This window comes from Paraburkholderia sp. RL17-347-BIC-D, from assembly GCF_046027915.1.
Taxonomy (GTDB): domain Bacteria; phylum Pseudomonadota; class Gammaproteobacteria; order Burkholderiales; family Burkholderiaceae; genus Paraburkholderia.
Genome location: NZ_JARESS010000013.1, coordinates 62,022 through 82,170, shown reverse-complemented (window position 1 = coordinate 82,170; position 20,149 = coordinate 62,022). Strand labels below are relative to the sequence as shown.

19 protein-coding genes are annotated in these 20,149 nt (G+C 63.2%); 9 read left to right on the top strand and 10 right to left on the bottom strand.

All coding sequences use genetic code 11. The features are described from left to right. Window positions 1-41 precede the first annotated feature (41 nt). Window positions 42-824 carry an L-rhamnose 1-dehydrogenase Lra1 gene (gene lra1, locus P0D96_RS19450; RefSeq protein ID WP_132377483.1) on the top strand — a complete coding sequence of 261 codons (783 nt, stop codon included), beginning with the start codon at window positions 42-44 and terminating at the stop codon, window positions 822-824. A gap of 16 nt (window positions 825-840) precedes the next feature. Here the strand turns inward: lra1 and P0D96_RS19445 are convergent, their stop codons facing one another. Then, window positions 841-1,842, bottom strand: a complete 1,002-nt coding sequence (locus P0D96_RS19445; protein ID WP_408314877.1) for a LysR family transcriptional regulator — start codon at window positions 1,840-1,842, stop codon at window positions 841-843. Window positions 1,843-1,981: 139 nt separating this feature from the next. On the opposite strand from P0D96_RS19445, the gene rhaM reads away from it, so the two are divergent. The 6 genes from rhaM (at window position 1,982) to rhaS (ending at window position 7,997) form a co-directional block, all read left to right on the top strand. After that, window positions 1,982-2,305, top strand: a complete 324-nt coding sequence (gene rhaM / locus P0D96_RS19440) for an L-rhamnose mutarotase (RefSeq protein ID WP_132377481.1) — start codon at window positions 1,982-1,984, stop codon at window positions 2,303-2,305. Between the two features lie 56 nt (window positions 2,306-2,361). Further along, a complete protein-coding gene (locus P0D96_RS19435) occupies window positions 2,362-3,255 on the top strand; it encodes an amidohydrolase family protein (RefSeq protein WP_408314875.1) in 894 nt (297 codons plus the stop codon). A gap of 39 nt (window positions 3,256-3,294) precedes the next feature. Then, window positions 3,295-4,833: a sugar ABC transporter ATP-binding protein gene (locus P0D96_RS19430; protein ID WP_408314874.1), complete on the top strand. Its 1,539-nt coding sequence runs from the start codon at window positions 3,295-3,297 to the stop codon at window positions 4,831-4,833. Then, complete coding sequence (locus tag P0D96_RS19425) at window positions 4,830-5,888, top strand: ABC transporter permease (RefSeq protein ID WP_408314872.1); 1,059 nt, start codon at window positions 4,830-4,832, stop codon at window positions 5,886-5,888. The genes P0D96_RS19430 and P0D96_RS19425 overlap by 4 nt, the downstream gene beginning before the upstream one ends. After that, window positions 5,881-6,897 (top strand): ABC transporter permease, encoded by a 1,017-nt coding sequence (locus P0D96_RS19420; RefSeq protein ID WP_408314870.1) that lies wholly within the window; start codon window positions 5,881-5,883, stop codon window positions 6,895-6,897. Before P0D96_RS19425 ends, P0D96_RS19420 begins: the two co-directional genes overlap by 8 nt. Before the next feature lie 92 nt (window positions 6,898-6,989). Beyond that, window positions 6,990-7,997, top strand: a complete 1,008-nt coding sequence (gene rhaS / locus P0D96_RS19415) for a rhamnose ABC transporter substrate-binding protein (protein WP_132377476.1) — start codon at window positions 6,990-6,992, stop codon at window positions 7,995-7,997. Window positions 7,998-8,331: 334 nt separating this feature from the next. On the opposite strand, the gene P0D96_RS19410 is transcribed toward rhaS, so the two are convergent. The 6 genes from P0D96_RS19410 to P0D96_RS19385 all read right to left on the bottom strand — a co-directional run bounded on the left by P0D96_RS19410 (window position 8,332) and on the right by P0D96_RS19385 (window position 14,371). Continuing rightward, the gene (locus P0D96_RS19410; RefSeq protein ID WP_408178124.1) at window positions 8,332-8,658 is read right to left on the bottom strand and encodes an STY0301 family protein; all 327 of its coding nucleotides are present in this window, start codon (window positions 8,656-8,658) and stop codon (window positions 8,332-8,334) included. Next, window positions 8,645-9,025 (bottom strand): BPSL0067 family protein, encoded by a 381-nt coding sequence (locus P0D96_RS19405; protein WP_408178123.1) that lies wholly within the window; start codon window positions 9,023-9,025, stop codon window positions 8,645-8,647. The genes P0D96_RS19410 and P0D96_RS19405 overlap by 14 nt, the downstream gene beginning before the upstream one ends. A 197-nt stretch (window positions 9,026-9,222) precedes the next feature. Further along, the gene (locus P0D96_RS19400; RefSeq protein WP_132377473.1) at window positions 9,223-10,299 is read right to left on the bottom strand and encodes a porin; all 1,077 of its coding nucleotides are present in this window, start codon (window positions 10,297-10,299) and stop codon (window positions 9,223-9,225) included. A gap of 52 nt (window positions 10,300-10,351) precedes the next feature. Further along, on the bottom strand, window positions 10,352-11,419 hold the full coding sequence (locus tag P0D96_RS19395) for an ABC transporter ATP-binding protein (RefSeq protein ID WP_408314868.1): 1,068 nt from the start codon (window positions 11,417-11,419) through the stop codon (window positions 10,352-10,354). Then, window positions 11,412-13,181, bottom strand: a complete 1,770-nt coding sequence (locus P0D96_RS19390; RefSeq protein ID WP_408314866.1) for an ABC transporter permease — start codon at window positions 13,179-13,181, stop codon at window positions 11,412-11,414. Before P0D96_RS19390 ends, P0D96_RS19395 begins: the two co-directional genes overlap by 8 nt. A 101-nt stretch (window positions 13,182-13,282) precedes the next feature. Next, complete coding sequence (locus tag P0D96_RS19385) at window positions 13,283-14,371, bottom strand: ABC transporter substrate-binding protein (RefSeq protein ID WP_408178120.1); 1,089 nt, start codon at window positions 14,369-14,371, stop codon at window positions 13,283-13,285. Window positions 14,372-14,511: 140 nt separating this feature from the next. On the opposite strand from P0D96_RS19385, the gene P0D96_RS19380 reads away from it, so the two are divergent. Continuing rightward, window positions 14,512-15,183 (top strand): response regulator, encoded by a 672-nt coding sequence (locus P0D96_RS19380; protein ID WP_408314982.1) that lies wholly within the window; start codon window positions 14,512-14,514, stop codon window positions 15,181-15,183. After that, complete coding sequence (locus P0D96_RS19375; protein ID WP_408314865.1) at window positions 15,180-16,598, top strand: sensor histidine kinase; 1,419 nt, start codon at window positions 15,180-15,182, stop codon at window positions 16,596-16,598. The genes P0D96_RS19380 and P0D96_RS19375 overlap by 4 nt, the downstream gene beginning before the upstream one ends. A gap of 30 nt (window positions 16,599-16,628) precedes the next feature. Here the strand turns inward: P0D96_RS19375 and P0D96_RS19370 are convergent, their stop codons facing one another. From P0D96_RS19370 to P0D96_RS19360, 3 genes are all read right to left on the bottom strand, one after another. Then, a complete protein-coding gene (locus P0D96_RS19370; protein ID WP_408178118.1) occupies window positions 16,629-17,780 on the bottom strand; it encodes a CmpA/NrtA family ABC transporter substrate-binding protein in 1,152 nt (383 codons plus the stop codon). Between the two features lie 10 nt (window positions 17,781-17,790). Continuing rightward, window positions 17,791-18,366, bottom strand: coding sequence for an ANTAR domain-containing response regulator (locus P0D96_RS19365; protein WP_132377466.1), 576 nt, complete (start codon window positions 18,364-18,366; stop codon window positions 17,791-17,793). A 178-nt stretch (window positions 18,367-18,544) separates the two neighbouring features. Then, a complete protein-coding gene (locus P0D96_RS19360; protein ID WP_408314863.1) occupies window positions 18,545-19,789 on the bottom strand; it encodes a cyanate transporter in 1,245 nt (414 codons plus the stop codon). Between the last annotated feature and the right edge of the window lie 360 nt (window positions 19,790-20,149).

The following is a 20,149-nucleotide window of genomic DNA, read 5'->3' as shown; positions in this document are numbered from 1 at the left end:
GCGTAACCCGCCGCAACGTAGAAACATAAAAGGAGAATGACGTGCTGCTCAAGGACAAGGTCGTGATCGTCACCGGCGGCTCGCGCGGCATCGGCCGTGCGATCGCGGTTGCGTGCGCAACCGAAGGTGCGGACGTGGCGATCAACTACTGGGGCGATAACGATGCATCGTATGGACGCCGCTCCGCGGTCGCGGAAGTGGTCGCCGAAATCGAGGCGCTGGGGCGGCGCGTGATTGCGATCGAGGGCAACGTCGCCGCGCGCGAAACAGGTCAGCAACTGGTGCGCCATACGGTCGAAGCTTTCGGCAAAGTCGACGTGCTAGCCAGCAACGCGGGCATCTGTCCGTTCCACGCGTTTCTCGACATGCCGCCGGAAGTATTGGAATCGACGGTAGCGGTCAATCTGAACGGCGCCTTCTATGTCACGCAAGCCGCCGCGCAACAGATGAAGCTGCAAGGCACGGGCGGCGCGATCGTGGCGACGAGTTCGATCAGCGCGCTAGTGGGCGGCGGCATGCAAACGCATTACACGCCGACCAAGGCTGGCGTGCATTCGCTGATGCAATCCTGCGCAGTCGCATTGGGACCGTACGGCATTCGCTGCAACTCGGTGATGCCGGGCACCATCGCAACCGACCTGAATGCGGAAGACCTCGCCGACGAAGCCAAAAAAGCCTACTTCGAAAAGCGCATTCCGCTCGGCAGACTGGGCCGCCCGGAAGATGTCGCCGATTGCGTGACGTTCCTCGCTTCCGACCGCGCGCGCTATGTGACCGGCGCGGCGTTGCTGGTGGACGGCGGTCTCTTCGTCAACCTGCAGTAACGCGCCGATGCCGATTTCAGTTCACGGGCGCCGAAGACGCGATCACCGAGTCGGGAGCGGCCGCGGCGGTGTCATCGCGCTTGAGCTTGCGCGAGAAACCGCGCAACAGGTCGATGAAGCGCAACGCCGGTTCGGCGAGCGGTTCTTCCTTGCGCGTGAGAATGCCGAAGCCGGCGAGGCTCTTGCCGATTTCGAGCGGCAGCGCGATCAGCAGTTTGCCGCGCAAATGATCCCGCACCACCGACTCCGGCAGCATCGCCACCGCATCGTAATTTTCGAGCAATTGCAGCGTGGCAAAAATCGACGCGCATTCGGTCAGGTTCACCGGCGTGGCCAGTCCCGCGCGCGCGAGTTCCTCTTCGAACAGTACACGCGCCGGACTGGTGACAGGTTGCGCCACCCACGGCCAGTCGATCAGTTCACGCAGCGTGAGGCGCGCGCGCTGCGCGAGCGGATGCACCGAACGCACCACCAGCAACAACGTCTCGCGCGCGAGCGGCTCGAAACTGAAATCGTTGTGTTGCAGCGGACTGGTCAGGCGCCCAAGCGCCAAGTCGACTTCGCGGCGATGCAGCAATTGCACGACCTGGTCGCTGGTTTCGCCGAGAATGCGCACGTTCAGCAGCGGGCTCTCGGTTTTCAGCGCGGCGACCGCCATGGCGAGCAGATCGGGCGCGGCGCCCATGATCGCGCCGACCGTCAGTTGGCCATGACCGCCGCGGCGTTTCACGTCGAGGTCTTCGGCGAAACGGGTCAGTTCGGCCAGCGCGCGCCGCGCGTAAGCCAGCGTGACGACGCCGAGCGGCGTGGGCGTCATGCCGCGCGCGTTGCGCTCGAACAGCAGGAAGCCGAACGCTTCTTCGATATCGCCGAGCATGCGGCTCGCGCTCGGCTGGGCCACGTTGACGGCCTCGGCGGCCTGATGGAGATTGCGCGCGTCGTCGAGCGCGACGAGCAGCGCGAGGTGCTTGAACTTGAGCCGATTGACGAGTGCGACAGTTGCTGAGGGTTGGCTCATGGGGCGGATGCGATTCGGTTTGTGGATCGCCCAATCCCAACTTCGGATTGAGATGCTATCGACGCAGGAATTATAGTCGTATCAGACGCTTCCACGCTTCGCTGGAAAAGCGCCCGGATACGACGGGAGACAGGCCGCAATGGAGACAATCGCTTTCCGGATGGTGCTCAACCCCGGCATGCGCGAGGAATACGAACGACGTCATGCGCAAATCTGGCCCGAGCTGGTTGATGCATTGCACAACGCCGGTGTGCGCGACTATCGGATTTTCTTCGATCCGGGCTCGGATCATCTTTTCGCCGTGCTGACGCGAAACAGCCACCACACCATGGACGAACTGCCGCAACTCGAGGTGATGCGCAAATGGTGGGATTACATGGCCGACATCATGCAGACGGCCCCGGATCACACGCCCGTGCAGCAGCCGCTCGAACCGGTCTTTCATTTGAATTCGCTAAGCTGAACTGATCCGGCAGGATCTCAAACCTCGAAACGACTTTACCGGACGGAGGATGTCGCATGCAGGTGGTCGATTCGCATATCCATTTGTGGGATCTGAAAACGCATCGCTATCCGTGGCTGGAAAACCCGGGCGTGTCGTTCGTGGGCGACGCGCGCGATCTGAAGCACGACTACCTGCTCGACGATCTGTTGGGCGAAGCGGGCGATATCGACGTGCTGAAACTCGTGCACGTCGAAGCGAATCACGATCCCGCCGATCCAGTCGAAGAAACGCGCTGGCTGCAGTCCATTGCGGATCGCAAGGAATCGCGCGGCATGCCGAACGCGATCGTCGCCGCGGTGGATCTGTCCGCGCCGAATGCGCCGGCCGTGCTCGAAGCGCATGCATCGTTCGCCAACACGCGTGGCATCCGGCAGATTCTGAACGTGCACGAGAACAAGCTGTTCGATTACGTCGGCCGTCATTTCATGCGCGAGCCGCAATGGCGCGAGCACTTTGCGTTGCTGCGCCGTTACGACATGTCGTTCGATCTGCAACTGTATCCGTCACAGATGGAAGAGGCGGCGGCGTTGGCGCGCGCGCATGGCGACACGCAGTTCGTGATCAACCACGCGGGCATGTTCGTCGACCGCAGCAGCGTGGCCGGTTATCGCGCATGGCGCGACGGCATGCGCTTGCTCGCGGGTTGCCGCAATGTCGCCGTGAAGATCAGCGGACTCGCGATGTTCGATCATAAGTGGACTGTTGAAAGCCTGCGGCCTTACGTACTCGAAACGATAGATACATTCGGCGTCGAGCGGGCGATGTTCGCCTCGAACTTTCCGGTCGACCGGCTGTTCGGCTCTTACGCGGATTTGTGGCATGCGTATGCGTCGATTGTGGAGGGCGCGAGCGTCGTCGAAAAAGAAGCGCTGTTTTGCCGTAACGCGGAACGTTGCTACCGCATCTGAAAGACGTTGCCTGGAACACGAAAAAGAAGGAGACACGTAGTGCAGCAACCCACATCCGCTGTGCCGAGGCTCGAATTGCGGCATGCGAGTAAATCTTTCGGGCGGGTTCGCGCGCTCTCCGACGGCGACCTCGCGCTCTGGCCGGGCGAAGTGCATGCCTTGCTCGGCGAAAACGGCGCAGGCAAATCCACGGTCGTGAAGATTCTCGCGGGCGTGCATCAGCCGGACACCGGCGAGTTGTTGGTGGACGGCGCGGCGCGCCGCTTCGCGACACCCGCCGAGGCGCGCGACGCCGGGCTCGCGGTCATCTATCAGGAACCGACGCTGTTCTTCGATCTGTCGATCGCGGAGAACATCTTCATGGGACGGCAACCGGTCGACCGCATCGGCCGGATTCAGTACGACGCGATGCGCCGCGAGGTGGACGGCTTGCTGGCGTCGCTCGGTGTGGATCTGCGCGCCGATCAACTGGTGCGTGGTTTGTCGATTGCCGATCAGCAGGTGATCGAAATTGCCAAGGCGTTGTCGCTGAACGCCAACGTGCTGATCATGGACGAACCGACCGCGGCGTTGTCGCTGCCCGAAGTGGCGCGGCTCTTTGCCATCGTGCGCAAGCTGCGCGAGCGTGACGTGGCGATTCTGTTCATCACGCACCGGCTCGACGAAGTATTCGCGCTGACACAACGCGTCACGATCATGCGCGATGGCGCGAAAGTCTTCGACGGTTTGACCGCCGATCTCAACACCGAGTCGATCGTCGCCAAAATGGTCGGGCGCGATCTGGAAACCTTCTATCCGAAGGCCGAGCGGCCGCCCGGCGAAGTGCGCCTGTCGGTGCGTGGCCTCACGCGCATCGGCGTGTTCAAGGACATCTCCTTCGACGTGCGCGCGGGCGAGATCGTCGCGCTCGCCGGACTGGTCGGCGCGGGGCGCAGCGAAGTCGCGCGGGCGATCTTCGGCATTGATCCGCTCGACTCGGGCGAAATCTGGATTGCCGGCGAGCGTCTCACCGCTGGACGCCCTGCGGCCGCAGTGCGCGCTGGACTCGCACTCGTGCCGGAGGATCGCCGCCAGCAAGGACTCGCCCTGGAATTGAGCATCGCGCGCAATGCATCGATGACGGTGCTCGGGCGTCTCGTCAAACACGGCCTCATCTCCACGCGCAGCGAGACGCAACTCGCTAGTCAATGGGGCACGCGCCTGCGCCTGAAGGCAGGCGATCCCAACGCGCCGGTCGGCACGTTGTCGGGTGGCAATCAGCAGAAGGTCGTGCTCGGCAAATGGCTGGCCACCGGGCCGAAAGTGCTGATCATCGACGAACCCACGCGCGGCATCGACGTCGGCGCGAAGGCCGAGGTGTATAGCGCGCTCGCCGAACTGGTGCGCGACGGCATGGCGGTGCTGATGATCTCGAGCGAATTGCCGGAAGTCCTCGGCATGGCCGACCGCGTGCTGGTGATGCACGAGGGGCGTATCAGCGCAGATATAGCGCGTGCCGATGCCGACGAGGAACGCATCATGGGCGCGGCACTTGGCCAACCCGGCCAACCGATTTCACCGCTGGGACACGCCGCATGATGCGCCATTCTTCCACTCATCCCGCACCGGTGCAGGCACCGGTCCCGAAGCGCGCGGCCAGTTCGCCGGGCGGTTTCGCCGCGAGCATCGCGAAGAGCCGCGAGACGACGCTCTTCGTCGTGCTGGTTCTGTTGATCGTGGGCACCGGGCTCGCGAAGCCTCAGTTTCTGAATCTGCAGAATCTGCGTGACGTGCTGCTGAATGTGTCGATTATCAGCTTACTGACAGCCGGCATGACCGTGGTGATCCTGATGCGGCATATCGATCTCTCGGTCGGATCGACGGTCGGCGTCAGCGCGTATGCGGTCGGCAGTCTGTATGTCGCGTTTCCGCATATGCCGGTGATCGTCGCGTTGGGAGCGGGGCTTGCCATCGGTCTCGTGGCGGGCACCATCAACGCGCTGCTGGTCGCGGTAGGGCGCGTGCCGTCGCTCGTCGCGACGCTGTCCACGCTGTACATTTTTCGCGGTGCGGACTACGCGTGGGTGCACGGCGGACAGATCAACGCCACCAGCTTGCCCGATGCGTTTTCGCGTCTTGCCACCGGCACGTTCCTCGGCATCCCGACACTCGCACTGATCGCGATCGTCGTGCTGATTGGTCTTGCCATCTATCTGAAGCAGTTTCGCGGCGGCCGCGAACACTACGCGATCGGCTCGAATCCGGAGGCGGCGCGTCTGGCCGGCGTGAATGTCGAACGTCGCGTGATGGCGGGTTTCCTGCTGTCCGGCGCGATTGCCGGTTTTGCGGGCGCATTGTGGCTGGCGCGCTTCGGCACTGTGGATGCGAGCACCGCGAAGGGCATCGAATTGCAGGTGGTGGCCGCCGCGGTGGTGGGCAGCGTCGCGATCACGGGCGGCGTCGGCACGATTCTCGGCGCGACGCTCGGCGCGCTCGTGCTCGGCGTGATCAGCATCGCGCTGGTGGTGCTGCACGTGTCGCCGTTCTGGGAGCAGGCCATTGAAGGCGCATTGATCGTCGCCGCGATCACCGTCGATACCTTGCTGGCCCGCTCCGTCGCCAAACGCATGATGAGGAAACGCGATCATGGCTAAACCCGATTCCGCGCTGCTCACGCGCAAACGCGAAACGCCGCTGCAATGGGAAGTGCTGCTGGTAATCGTGCTGATTCTCTCGCTCGCGCTCGGACGCTTGCTGTCGCCGGTGTTTCTGACCGGCGCGAATCTGAGCAACATGCTAGCCGATCTGACCGAGATCGCTTTGATGGCGCTGCCGATGACGCTCATCATCGTCGCCGCCGAAATCGATCTGTCGGTGGCGTCGGTGCTCGGCGCATCCAGCGCGTTGATGGGCGTGCTGTGGCACATGGGCTTGCCGATGCCGCTCGTGATCGTGCTGGTGCTGGCCGCCGGCGCGTTGGCCGGGTTACTGAACGGCCTCGTGATCGTCAAACTCAATCTGCCTTCGCTCGCGGTCACGATCGGCACGCTGGCGCTGTTTCGCGGCCTTGCCTATGTGTTGCTCGGCGACCAGGCCGTGGCGGATTTCCCGCCCGCTTATACGGCGTTCGGCATGGATACGCTGGGCGGGAGTTTCATACCGTTGCCGTTTGTCATCGTGATCGTCGGCGCGATCGTCTGCACCGTGCTGCTGCAGTCCACGGCGTTCGGCCGCAGTCTCTACGCGATCGGCGCGAATCCGACCGCCGCGGCGTTCTCCGGCATCGAAGTGGCGAAGATCCGCTTGCGTCTGTTCGTGCTGTCCGGTGCCATGAGCGCGCTGGCGGGCATCGTCTATACGCTGCGCTTTACCAGCGCGCGCGGCGACAATGGCGAAGGTTTCGAGTTGTCGGTGATCGCGGCGGTGCTGTTCGGCGGCGTGAGTATTTTCGGCGGACGCGGGTCGATGATCGGCGTGCTGCTGTCGCTGCTGATCATCGGCGTGCTGAAGAACGCGCTGACGCTCGACGACGTGTCCAGCGAAACGCTCACCATCGTTACCGGTGTGCTGCTGCTGGCGTCGGTGCTGATACCGAATCTGGTTGCCCGCTGGCGCGCGGCGCGCGACCGGCGTTTCATCGCGAAGTCCGCTTCTTCCATCTAACGTTTTTAGCAAGGCCTGCGTCTACGAAGAGAAAGTCCAACAACCGATAACCCGGACAACACCACGTCCAACAACAAGGCAGGAGACACTCTATGTTCAAACCTCTACGTCACACCGGCACCGCGGCGCTGTGCGTCGCGTTGATCGCGATCAGTTGCGCCGCGTCCGCCGCGGGCCTGAAAAGCGGCCTGAAAATCGCATTCTTGCCGAAGCAGATCAACAACCCCTACGAAGTGATCGCCGACGACGGCGGCATGGCCGCGATCAAGGAATTCGGCGGCGTGGGTAAAGCGGTGGGTCCGTCGGACGCGGGTGCCTCGTCGCAAGTGCAGTACATCAATACGCTGATCACACAGCGCCAGGACGCGATCGTGATTGCCGCCAACGACGCCAATGCGGTGGTGCCGTATCTGAAGAAGGCGATGTCGCAAGGCATCAAGGTCGTGACCTTCGACTCGGACACGGCGCCCGAAGGCCGGCAACTGTTCGTCAACCAGGCGAACGCGGAAGGCATCGGCCGCGGCCAGATTCAACTGGTGTCCAAACTGATGGGCGGCGAGGGCGAGTTCGCGGTGCTGTCGGCCACGCCTAACGCGACCAATCAGAACACGTGGATCAAGTGGATGCAGGAGGAGTTGAAGAAGCCGGAGTATGCGAAGATCAAGCTCGTGAAAATCGCCTACGGTAACGATGACGATCAGAAGTCGTTCGTCGAAACGCAGGGCTTGTTGCAGGCGTATCCGAACCTGAAGGCGATCGTCGCGCCGACCACGGTCGGCATTGCCGCCGCCGCGCGCTATATCTCGACCTCGTCGAGCAAGGGCAAGGTGGCGGTGACTGGTCTGGGCACACCGAATCAGATGCGCGCGTTCGTGAAGAACGGCACTGTGAAGGCGTTCCAGTTGTGGGATCCGGGTCAACTCGGCTACCTGGCCGCATATGCCGCGGCGGCGCTGTCGTCGGGTACAATCAGCGGTAAGGAAGGCGAGTCGTTCGACGCCGGCAAGCTCGGCAAACGCACCATCGGGCCGCAAGGCGAAATCATTCTTGGACCGCCGACCACGTTTGATTCGAGCAATATCGATAACTTCAATTTCTGAGCGGCAACACTTCACCGCGTGACGTTGCGCGGCTGAAGTGTTTGGCAACGCACGAAACACGCGGCGCGAGGGCGATTCAGCGGTCCACGCGCCGCGTGTTTTTTAAAGCTTGACTGACGCAATTCGCCGACGCTAAAGATCGGGCGCGATCTTCGTCGTGAGGTTGGGTCCGTTGAGCGTGATGTGATATTCGGGTCGGCACCGCGTTCATGTACAGCGTGTTCCACAACGCGATCGTGCTCACGATTGAGTGTTGCCTCGTCGGCCGGATCGCGCTGTTTTGGCTGTTGCGAGTTCGGAAGCTGTCCCAAGCTCGTAAGGTGGCATCCGTCTGTTACTTGCAATGTGCCCTGAATGGCTTCATGCCTGCTGAACACATACTCACGTTCTTCGCGTGAAGCGTAACAGTCCTGGCTGTGCCCTTGTATTTGCAGACGAGATAGGGGTCAATCTTATCGGTATCCCAGTGATCTACAGGACCAGCGGGTACGGGTGCAAGGCTCACCATCTGGTCCGGCGGCCCATCGTACAAAGCCGCGTTGTTCAAGACATGCCGGACTCCGGAATCGAGCACATTGGCCGGACAAGCAACCGGTGCTGCCACCGCGGCGCCGCTTGCTACCGCCCAGAACACCACACAAAGGCTTTCACTCGACCACATAGAATTGATCTCCGTCGTTGGCTTTCACTCCGTGTCCGTTTCTGAAGCGGATTGTTCGTTCGTGGACGGGCTGCACCGCATGTCCGTTCCACTGATCCAGAACCTGAATACCGGCGGCGTTGCGGCCAAGATAAATGGCTGCATGGCTGCGTCCGTCAATGTGGTTTCCGTACCTGCCGTTAGGGTCGAATGTTGCGACAACCGATCCTGGTCTGATCAGATTCGCGGTTCTTACTTTTTCTCCCTGGTGCCACGACGAGGAAGGTGGAATGGAAACAACAGCATGGACGAACGTCACGCATTGTCCGTTGCCGACAAGTTGTCCTTTAAGAGAATTGGCTTCAGCCATATTTGCTACGTAAGACATTCTTTAACCTTGCTCACGTGGTTTCGGTATCTGTCCACACGCGTGCGTGTGGACTCATGTTCACGGTGGGCGCGGTGGGTGGATCAGTTGTGGTTTCACATTACCTCCATTTGATCCGAGAAAAACCTGCTTTACAGGTGGCAAAATTCATCGAGCGTGCCCACTTCGTCGCCGTCCGACTCGGCGAGCGAAAAACTTCAAAAGCGATGCTGGATACCCGCCGTGACACCCGCTTGCGTATCCGCCGCGCCAATCAAATCGCGCGACAGACTCACTGCATTGCCGTGCTTGGCCATCGCATAACCTCCCGCCATATACAGCACCGTGCGTTTCGACAGCGCGTACTGCGCGCGCAGCGAGAACAGCGTCGGATCGGCATCGCTCGCGTCCTTGATGTCCTGATGGTAGAGCGCGGCGAACAGCGAGATGAACGGCGTCACTTCGTATTGACCGCCGATCCAGTACATGTCGCTGCGCAGCGTAGGCGCGCTGGTGTGGAACGTGCGCCGGTAGTTCCGGTAGCCCGCCATCGCCTTCACGGCGCCGAAGTCATAGCTCAAGCCCGCGTGAATGCCCTGAATGTAGTTGGTCGTATCGGCGGGCGTGACGCTGTCGTTCGCGCCGTTCTGCCGGTCGAAGGTCGCGACCGCCGCGAATGGACCGCTCTCGTAGCCGAGACCGAAGTCGTACTTCGAGCTCGACTTCATGCTGCCCGGCACATTGCCGAAACCATACATCGCGCCGAACTTGAAGCCGGAAAATGTGCCGTCGTAACGCACCGCATTGGCCGAGCGCGAGAACAGACCGTCTTTACGGCCGCCCGTCGCCGTGGATGACGTCGCCCACGAGTAGTTTGGCGCGTAACCCATCGGATCGAACGGCAGCATGTAATCGTAGGTGGTCGTGAAATTGCGGCCGAGCGTGATTTGCCCGAAGCGGTTTTTCAGGCCGATGGTCGCGCGGCGGTCGAAGATCGCGCCGGGGCCGTCGTCGAACTGGCCGTTGGCGATGTTGATGCCGCTTTCCAGCTGGAACACCGCCTTCAGCCCGCCGCCGAGATCCTCGACGCCGCGCAAACCCCAGCGCGACGTGTTCTTGCCGCCCGAGACGAGGCGCGTGGCGCCGCCGTCCTTGCTTGCATGGTTCACGTATTCGACACCCGCGTCGACGATGCCGTACAAGGTCACGCTCGACTGCGCGTGCGTGCCCGCTGCAAACCCGGCGAGCCCGGCGCAAGTCACGCCGACAGTCGCTTTCTTCATGCTCCACTTCATCAATAGTCTCCGGTGGTTGGTTTTTTTTGCTTCGGTTCGTGGCGTGCCGCTTTCAACTCGCCTGAGCGAACGCCCAGCAGTCGTTGGCGGGGAATTCGATCCAGTGACGGCCGGCCGCGCGCGGCACGTGCCCGAAGGCGCGCAGCCGCAGGTCGCCGCAATGGAACAGGTATTCCCAGCGGTCGCCGAGATACATCGACGTGACGAGCTCGGCTTCGAGCCGGTTGGTGCCGGGACCGTCGGCGACCTGCACGCGCTCGAGGCGGATCACGGCTTGCGCGTGTTGACCGGCCGTGAGCGCTTCGCGTGCTTGCGCCTGCAGTTGCCAGCCGTCGCCGGCAAGCGTCACGCGTTCGCCGTCGACCGCGGTCACGCGCGCCTCGATGCGGTTGTTGCTGCCCATGAATTCGGCCGTGTAGAGCGAGCGGGGCGCGCCGTACAGTTCGGCCGGCGTGCCTTCCTGTTCGATGCGTCCGTTGCGCAGCAAGAGGATGCGGTCGGACATCGCCATCGCCTCGGTCTGGTCGTGCGTCACGCACAACGCCGAGAGGCCCAATGACACGATCAGCTCGCGCAGCCAGGCGCGCGCTTCTTCGCGCAGCTTGGCGTCGAGATTGGAGAGCGGTTCGTCGAGCAGAATCACCGGCGGGTTGTAGACGAGCGCCCGCGCAATCGCCACGCGTTGTTGCTGGCCGCCGGAAAGCTGATACGGATAACGCGCGGCAAGGTGGCCGAGGCCGAGTTGGTCGAGCGCGGCCTGCACGCGTTTTTTCTGCTCGGTAGCGGTGACGCGCCGCAGTTTCAATCCATACCCGACGTTCTCGGCCACCGTGCGATGCGGCCACAGCGCATACGACTGGAACACGAGCCCGAGCGAGCGCTGCTCGACCGGCAGATCGACATGCGCCGCGCCGTCGAAAAACGCCTTGCCGTCCAGTTCGATGCGGCCCGACGACGGCTGTTCGAGACCGGCCACCGCGCGCAGCAGCGTGGTCTTGCCGCTGCCCGACGCGCCCAGCAGGCAGACCACTTCGCCGGGAGTCAGTTCGAACGACACACCTTTGAGAATCGGGTTGTCGCCATAGCTGAGAAAGAGGTTGTCGACCGAGAGCTTATCCATGCAATTTCACTCCGAAGCGCAGCGCGACGCCGAGTCCGGCGCCGACCATCGCGATGTTGATGACAGAAAGCGCGGCGACCTGATCGACCGACCCGGTGGCCCACAGCGAGACGAGCAGCGCGCCGATCACTTCCGTGCCGGGCGAGAGCAGATAGACGGCGGTCGAATACTCGCGCTCGAAGATCATGAAAATCAGCAGCCACGCAGCGAGCAGGCCGAAGCGCACCAGTGGCAGCGTCACATCGAGGCTGACGCGTGCGCGCGTTGCGCCGACGCTGCGACCTGCTTCTTCGAGCTCAGGCCCGACTTGCAGCAGCGCGCTCTGAATCAGACGCATGCCGTAGGCGAGCGACACAACGGTGTACGCGATCCAGATGCTCCACATGGAGTTCTTCAGTTCCTTGAGGCCGGGCACGAACAGGAACACCCACAGGAACGCGAGACCGGCGAGCAGGCCCGGCACCGCGCGCGGCAGCAGCACGAGGTAATCGAGCAGGCGCGTGGCCCAGTCGTTGCGGCGGTGTCCGGCGAACGCCACCAGCGAATAGAAGCCCACTGCCAGCGCGCCGCCGAATACGCCGATGCCGAGCGTGTTGAGAATCGCGCGGACCAGGTTGTTCTGCTCGAACAGTTCGGTGAAGTTGGCGAGCGTGAGCGTATCCGCGAGATGCACGCCATGTCCCCAGTGTGTAACGAACGCACGCAGCGTGATGCCGGAGAGCGGCACGAACACCGTCAGCAGCAGCCACAGCGCCACGATCGCCAGCGCGACCCAGCGCCACGCGCCGAGCGGCAGCACGGTTTGACGCCCCGCCTTGCCCTTGACCGTGACGAAACGGTTCGCGCTCTTCAGCAGCCGGCGTTGCAGCAGCACGAGCGGGAACGTGATCGCGACGATGCACATCGCGACCGCGGCCATCAGGTGATACGAGGGCACGCCCAGCTTGTTGGTGAGCTTGTAGAGATACGTGGCGAGCACGAGGTGCCCTTCAGGATCGCCGAGCACGAGCGGCAGGCCGAATACTTCGAAGCCGAGAAAGAACACCAGCACGCCGGCGAACAGCAGCGCGGGCAATGTCATCGGCAGGCTGACGTCGAGCGCGACGCGAAACGGCCGCGCGCCGGCGACACGCGCGGCTTCCTCGACGTCCGAGCCGAGGTTGCGCAGCGCCGCCGACGAATACAGATACACGTGCGGCACATGCGTGAGGCCGACGATCACCGTGATGGCGAACACCGAGTAGACGGTCCACGGCGCTTCGGCGGTGCCGAACAACTCCATCCACCACACCGAGTAAAAACCGACCGGGCCGGCCGCGACCACATAGCCGAAGGCGAGCACCATCGGCGAGACGAACACGGGCGTGAGCAGCAGCGGCTCGAGCCAGAGGCGGCCCGGCAGGTCGGTGCGCACCATCAGGAACGCGAGAATGCCGCCGAGCGGAATCGAGATGAACAGCATCCCGGCCGCGATGACAAAAGAGTTTTTCAGCGCGGACCAGAAGTCCGGGTCGCTGAAAATGAATTCGAAGCCAGCGAGGCCGAGCGTGCGTTTCGCGTCGAAGAACGGCGCGTTGAGCACGCTCTGCAACAGGATGAAGCCGAGCGGCAGCGCCACGGCCACGGTCAGCACCGCGACGACGAGCCAGCGCAGCAGCCCCATGAACGGTTGCAGTCCGCCGCGCGGCAGCGCGCCGATGGAGCCGCCGTCTGCCGCGTGCGGCGGCGCGGCGCGGCGTCCGGTTGCGCTAGTGGAAAGCATGAGGGTCCTCCTGCGGCACGCAGGCCGCATATCGACAGGTATGGAAGGAAGGGCCGGCGGCCGCGTCGCAGTGCGGCCGCTTGCGTATCAAACGCGCATGGCTAGCGCTTGATCGACTGTTGCCATTGCTTGAGGAATTCGAGGCGCTTCGACTGGTCGAGATAGACCAGCAGTCCCGCACCGATCGGGATCGGTTTGAGGGAGTCACCGAGTTGCTTCGTGAGGCCGGCCATCGACGTTTCGCCTTCCACGTCGGCGCGAATCGAGAACAGGCTCGCCTGATTAGCCAGCAGCGTCTGACCGCGTTGCGAGAGCAGATAGTCCACCCACAGCTTCGCGGCATTCGGGCTTTGCGCTTTCTTCGAAATCGTCACGAGGCGGCTGACGACCAGCGTGTAGTCCTTCGGATAGACATAACCGATCGACGGATCTTTCTTCGCCTTGGTCAGCGCGTACGAGCCAAGAATGTTGTAGCCGATCAGGTTCTCACCGGAAGAAATACGCTCCATCATCGCGCCCGTGCTCGATTGCAGCTTGGGGCCGGTGGCGCCCATGGCCTTGACCAGATCCCACGTGACCTGCGGGTTGACGCGTGCGTCCTGGGTCAGGTAGTTGAAACCGACGCCGGACTTTTCGATGTCGTAAGTGGTGACCCGGCCTTTGAACTGATCGGGCTTGGTTTGCAGCAATTTGATCAGATCGGCTCGCGTTTGCGGCACGTCGCCGGCCGGCACGAGGCGTTTGTTGTAGACGATCGCGAGCGGCTCGTAGGTGGTGCCGTAGGCCTGCTTCTGGTACTGCGCCCATTGCGGCAACTGCTTCGCTTCGGGCGATTCGTAAGTGGCCATCAGGCCGTCGTTGACGAGCTTGACCTGCAGGTCCATGGCCGAGCTCCACAGCACGTCGGCACTGGTGCTGCTGGCCGCGTTTTCGCTGATGTAGCGGTTGTACAGCTCGGTGCTGTTCATGTCGTTGTACTCGACCTTGACGCCGTACAGGCTTTCAAAATCCTTGATGAGCGGGCGCACGAGTGCGGTGTCCGTGACCGAGTAGACGATCAGCTTGCCTTCCTTTTTTGCACCGTCGACCGTGGCCTGGTAATCACTCGGATAACCGGCTGGAATGGCCGCCCACGCTGAATTTGCGGCGAATGCGAGAGCGGCTGCGAGAACCTTCAAAGCGTTTTGCACGTCTTCCTCCAGAAAACTTCGTGTTGGTTTTGTGTAGGCGAATGGTAAGAGACTGGGGCTTTCTGAACGCTTTCAGTTTTCGAAGGAAATGCGTCACAATGGTCGAATTCACCTCATGGATTTCCCTGGGATTCCGTTCTATGCGTGTGCTCCTCGTCGAAGACAATCCGATCCTTTCCCGCTCGCTGACCGACGCGCTGACCAGCGCGAAACTCACCGTCGACTGCATGCATGATGGCGAGTCCGCCGACCACGTTTTGCGCACCCAGGACTACGCGCTGGTGATTCTCGATATAGGCTTGCCGAAGCTCGACGGCCTCGAAGTGCTGCGCCGTTTGCGGGCGCGCCGTAATGCAGTGCCGGTGCTGATGCTGACCGCGCACGGTTCGGTGGAAGAGCGCGTGCGCGGTCTCGATCTCGGCGCCGACGACTACCTCGCCAAGCCATTCGCGCTCACCGAACTCGAAGCGCGCGCGCGTGCGCTCTTGCGCCGCAGTCATGGGCAGGAGCCGTTGCATGCGCAATGCGGCACGCTGCTTTACGACAGCGTGGATCGCGGCTTCACGCTCGACGGCGAAGCACTCGCGCTGACGCCGCGCGAGCGTTCGGTGCTCGAAGTGCTGATCCTGCGCAATGGCCGCGCGATCAACAAGGACACGTTGTCGGAGAAGATCTTCGGGCTCGACGAATCGGTGAACGCGGACGCCATCGAAATCTATGTGTACCGCTTGCGCAAGAAACTCGAACACAGTTCGGTGGGCATCGTGACGCTGCGCGGGCTCGGCTATCTGCTGGAAGCAAAAAGCGCATGACGCGGCCGAATCTGCGCGTACGGATCGCGCTGTGGTTGTTGCTGCCGCTGCTTCTGCTGCTCGCCCTGGACGCATGGCTCACCTATCAGCGCGCGATGAACGCGGCGCACGCGGCCTTCGACCGAGCGCTCGAATTTTCACTGCGCTCGATCCGCGACGGCATCCGTTTGCGCGACGGCGAGATCGAAGTCGATCTGCCGTACCTCGCGCTGGAGATGTTCGAATCGAACGGCGGCGGCAACATCTACTATCAGATTCGCGAGGAAGGTGGCCGCGTGGTGACGGGCTATCCCGACTTGCCGGATCCCGGAAAAGTGCCGGGCGAGCCCTACAGCGTGCGGTTCTACAACGACGTGTTTCGCGGCCGTCCGCTGCGCATCGCCATGCTCAGGCTGCCCGTGCACGACGTGCCGAGCGCGCAGACGCGTGTGGTGCTGGTGAGAGTCGGCGAAACGATCGAGCAGCGTCAAGCGTTGGCGCGCGAGATTCTGACCGGGTCGCTGCAACAGGAAGGATTGTTGGTGGTGCTCGCGCTCGGCATCGTCTGGTTGGGCGTGGCGCGCGGCTTGCGGCCGTTGAACCGCCTGTCGGCGAAAGTGGCCGCGCGCGCCGAGGACGATCCGACGCCGCTCGACACCGTCGGTCTGCCGAGCGAAGTGGCGCCGCTGGTCGATTCGATCAATCAGTACATCGGCCGCACGCAGTTGATGCAGTCGTCGCGCCGGCGGCTTTTCAACGACGCCGCGCATCAGTTGAAAACGCCGCTTGCGGTGATTCAGGCGGAGTCCGAACTGGCGTTGCGCGATATCGACGTCGTGGAGGAAAGTACGGGGGGCAATCGCCGGCAAGGGGTGCATTTGCGGCGCCTGAATCGCGCCGTGCAGCAGGCGGTGCGCATCGTGCAGCAGTTGCTGTCGCTCTCGCGGCTCGACGCGGACAGCGGCTACACGGTCCAGCATGCGTCGGTGCCGCTGCATAAGGTGGCGCGCAGCGTCACGCTCGACTGGTCGCCGGTGGCGCGCTCGCGCGGCATCGATCTCGGTTTCGAACAGGACGTGCGTGTCGACGTGACGGGCCAGATCGATCTGCTTGCGGAACTGGTCGGCAATCTGATCGACAACGCCATCCGTTATTCCGGCGATGGCGCGGTGATTACCGTGCGGGTTGCGCGCGAAGGAGAACAAGCCTTGCTGCAGGTGATCGACAACGGGCCGGGCATTGCCGCCGGCGAACGCGACGCGGTGTTCGAACGTTTCTATCGCAGCGAAGCGACGCAGGCGGTCGAGGGTAGCGGCCTGGGTTTATCGATCGTGCGGGAGATCGCGCGCGTGCACGGCGCGCAGGTCGCGCTCACCGACGCGCAAGGTGGCGGGTTGGTCGTCAGCGTGTTGTTTCCGCCGTTGAAAGCGGTGTGACGTTGGCGAGCAACCCAGCAACCCAGCAACTCAGCGGCGGATCGGAAAGCGCTGTGCGTAAGCGGTGGGTGACGTGCTGTCGCTCCACGTTTCGCCATCGATCAACACCTTTGAAGCGCCTTCTTCCGGCACCGCCACGTTCACTGCGATGGCCGCCTCGCGATACAACTGCGTCTGGTTGATCCGCGCGGCAATGTCCGCGTAATCCGCGCGCGCGTCGATCATGCCCCAGCGTTCGAACTGCGTGAGAAACCACGCGCCTTCGAACGCTTGCGGATAATTGACCGCGCCGTTGTCGAAGAAGCGCATGGGTAGACCGCCAGGTGCGGAAGCGGCAATTTCGTCGTCCAGGCGCGCGGCGATCAACGTTTCATCGATGCCGACATACTCGGGCCGCGCAAGCCAATGCGCGATTTCCTCGCGATGTCCCGCGCCGTCGAGCCAGCGGCACGCTTCGAGCATGGTCTGCACGAGTGCGCGTGCTGCATTCGGATTCGCGCTGACAAAATCGCGCCGGCACGCCAGCACTTTGTCGGGATGATCCGGCCACACGTCGCTCGTATAAGCGATCGTTCTGCCGACACCTTGCGCTTCGGCCTGCGCGTTCCAGGGCTCGCCGACACACAGGCCGTCGAGTTTGTCTTCGGCGAGCGCCGCGACCATTTGCGGCGGGGGAATCGCCACGCTCTCGATCTCGCGCAGCGGATCCACGCCTTGCGACGCGAGCCAGTAGTACAGCCACATCGCATGCGTGCCGGTCGGGAAAGTTTGCGCGAAGACCGGCTTGCGGCCGAGCGTTGCGAGCGCCTTGGGTAGTGTGCCGTGTTCGGCGAGCGCATCGGCGAGACGGTTCGACAGCGTGATGGCCTGGCCATTGCGGTTGAGCACCATCAGCACGGCCATATCCGTTTGCGGTCCGCCCAGGCCCAGTTGCACGCCGTAGACGAGTCCGTAGAGCGCGTGGGCCGCATCCAGATCGCCCGACAGCAGTTTGTCGCGCACGGCGGCCCATGACGGCTGACGCGACAGCTCCAGCGTCAGGCCGTGCGCATGGCCGAATTCGAGCAGCTTGGCGGCGACGAGCGGTGCGGCGTCCGAAAGCGCCACGAAGCCGAGCCGCAAATGGGTCTTCTCGAGTTGCCCCGATGTGGACGTTCTGGCGAGTGAAGTAGGAGAGTTCATGGACGGCGCTTCATTTGAGCGAGTCAGCCGCCGCGATGATGGCGCGCGCGACCTCGGCGAGTTTGACGCCCTGGTTCATCGCGCGTTTGCGCAGGTTGGCGTAGGCGGCGTGTTCGGTGATTTTCTGCTGATCCATCAGGATGCGCTTGGCGCGATCGATCAGCTTGCGCTCGGCGAGTTCGTTCTCGACTTGCGCGAGACGTTCGCGCAACTGCGATTCCTGCGCGAAACGCGCCAGCGCGACTTCGAGGATCGGCGCGAGGCGCTCGGTCGCGAGACCTTCGACGAGATAGGCCGTGACGCCCGCGCCGACGGCGTCGCGAATCAACTGCTGGTTGGCGTCGTGGCTGAACATCAGCACCGGACGCGGCGCGGTGGCGTTCATCACGGCGAGTTGTTCGAGCGTATCGCGCGACGGCGATTCCGTATCGATGATGATGACATCCGGCCGCTCGCACTGCACCACGCGATGCAGCGCTTGCGGCGTGGCGGTGCCTGCCAGCATCTCGTAGCCGAGGCGGGCGAGGGCGTCGCGAAGGTCGCCGATGGGCTTATCGGTGTCGGTTACGAGGAGAACGCGCAGCATGGAGTGGGGCTTTATCGACGGCTAGCCTTGTATTAAGCAACGGCTATGCCAGGCGATACGCCCGAAGGTGAAGCGAAAGCAATCACGGACTTGGCGGCTGCATGGGCCGCCGCGGCTGCACCTGCGCGGGGCACGCAAGGCCAATGCACCGAAGCGGCGCACGGCGCCGCCGCTTACTTCATCGACGCCATTCGCTATAACTGCGGGGCGAGAACAGAAAACTCACCGCGATCATTGCGACGACGCAGCCGGCCAGCATGATCCACGCGACACCGAAGCTTCCGCTCCAGCCGCGCACGAGGCCGGCCACGATCGGTGCAATAGCCGCCACGATGAAGCCGACGCCCTGGGTGAACGCGACGAGCTTGCCGGCTACGCGATGGTCGGCCGAATGATCCATGGCGGTCACGAGCGTCAACGAAAAAGTGCCGCCGAGTCCCGCGCCTGCCACGCCGACCCATAGCAAGGGCGCCGCGTCGGGCCAGACGATCAAGCCAAGCAATCCGAACAGTTGCGCCGCGAGGCCGAGCGTGAGCCACGGCCGCCGATCCCTGAACGACGCCGCGGCGAGCGGCAGCAACAGGGCGGCGGTGGCCTGGAACACCGTCATGCCCGCCAGCAGCGAACCGCTTGCCGCGACGCTCACGCCGCGCTGCTGATAAAACGCCGGCAACCATGCAACGAGACTCGTATAGCCGCCGTTGACGATGCCGAAGTAGAGCCCGAGCGTCCACGCGCGCCGCGTGCGCCAAAGCGAAAGGGTAACGCCGTTGACGGGAGCAGCCTTTGCCATGGCGCCGCTGGCAGAAGCCTGCCGGTTCAATGCCCACCAGCAGACCAGCGCGACGCAAGCCGGAATCGCCCACACCGCGAGCCCCGCATGCCACGACTGCGTCGCGCGGCTCACCCACGGACTCAAACTCGCGCCCAACCCGCCGCCGCCCATGATGGACGCTGAGAACACGCCCATCGCAAGCGGCACGCGCGCATGAAAGCGCTGCTTCATCACGGCGGGCAGCAGCGCCTGGATCGCCGCGACGCCCACGCCCGCGAGCAACGCGGTGGCGAGTAGTGCCGTGCCGTTCGACGCCGTCCACCGTGCCGCGCAGGCCAACGCGATCGCTAGCAAGCCGAGCACGACACCGCGTGTTTCGCCGATCGTGCGGGTCAGCGCGCCCGCGCCGAATGCGCCGATGCCCATCGCGACGACCGGCAGGCTGGTCAGCAACGACGCGCCGTAGAAACTGAGGCCAGTTGCGTCGCGGATCGTCGTCATCAAAGGGCTGATCGACGTGAGCAACGGGCGCAGATTGATGCCGATCGCGACGATCGCAGCCAGCCACACGACGTCCCGCCACTTCAGCGCCGTGGCGGTGTGGTGAGCGGGAATACGGGGCGGGCTGGCGCTGGAGGGCGAATTCACAATGGTCCTGTGGCGAGGGATGGGCGATGTGAAAAACCGTACGAAGGCCCGGTTTTGGTCAACCATAATAACAAATAATGGTTAACCATTTTCATAATGTCCGGTATAGCTCGCTGCATAGGGGCAGTTCTCGGCTTTGCGTGCCGAGCGCAATAGGTGTTCGCGGAACTGCTAGCGCAGCTTCAGCTTGCGCCGCTCACGATGTGGGGCGCGACGAGATCCGGGCAACTTGCGAGGGTCGTGCGTTCAACGGACAGAGAGTCGCTCTGGCTTTTGTTCGAGGTGGATGAGCGAGCGAAGGAGAGGCGATGTGTTAGCCGGAAGTGAGACGCTCACTCACGGGAAACTCTCCGTGAGTGC